Source organism: Micrococcus luteus, from assembly GCF_022664405.1.
Classification (GTDB): Bacteria; Actinomycetota; Actinomycetes; order Actinomycetales; family Micrococcaceae; genus Micrococcus; species Micrococcus luteus.
Genome location: NZ_JAKRLB010000050.1, coordinates 1 through 945, shown reverse-complemented (window position 1 = coordinate 945; position 945 = coordinate 1). Strand labels below are relative to the sequence as shown.

1 pseudogene is annotated in these 945 nt (G+C 67.9%); it reads right to left on the bottom strand.

The features are described 5' to 3' along the window. Window positions 1-12 precede the first annotated feature (12 nt). Window positions 13-910, bottom strand: a pseudogene (locus MF605_RS11865) (IS5 family transposase). Window positions 911-945 lie beyond the last annotated feature (35 nt).

The window sequence follows — 945 nt, the reverse complement described above, 5'->3', positions numbered from 1 at the left end:
TAGGGCGTGTTGCTAAAGTAGGGTAGTCAGCCAGTGCAGTGTCGCTGCGAGGCTGAGCCCGGCGTGATAGTTCCGGGCGTACTTGTCCGAACGCATCGCGATCCCTCGCCACTGTTTGAGCCGGTTGAAGCACCGCTCCACGACATTGCGTCCCCGGTAGCGCTGGCGCTGGTCTTCACCGAAGTCGATCGGCCGGCCCGGGCGTCTGCGCCGGTGCGCGATCTGATCGGCCCGCTCGGGGATCGTGGCCGCGATGCCATGCCGGCGCAGCCAAGCCCGGTTCGCCTTCGAGGGGTAGCCCTTGTCCGCAATCAGGCGGTCAGGCCGCGCCCTGGGCCGCCCACGGGCCCCGGCAACGCTGATCAGCTCCAGCGTGGTGGCCAACATCGAGGTGTCCGCCACCTGCCCGCCGGTCACCACGAACGCCAGCACCCTGCCCTTGCCATCACACACCAGATGAGACTTCGTCGTCAGACCGCCGCGGGAGCGTCCGATGGCATGATCAGCCGGCTCGTCCCCGGATTTCTTGTAGTTCATCCAGGCCCCCTGTGGGGCGGGGCAGGGTCGCCCCGTGCTGGTGGACGCGCACGATCGTGGAATCGATCGAGGCCACCCAGTCCAGCTCGCCAGCCTGCTGTGCCATCGACTGAGTGCGCTCGAGCACGCGCTCCCACACGCCCTGGGCGGCCCACCGGTTGAAGTTCTTGTAGATCGTGTTCCAGTTCCCGAACCGCTCGGGCAGATCCCGCCACGGAGCTCCGGTGCGGAAGCGCCACGCGGTGGCCTCGACCACCGCGCGCCGATCCACCGGGGGCCGACCCGTGGACTTCGGGGCAGGGAACAGCGGGCCGATCACGGCCCAGACCTCGTCCGAGATGACATCACGCGACATGACCCCAGACTCGCGCATCCACGTCCCCGAACCCTTTAGCAACACGCCCTAGG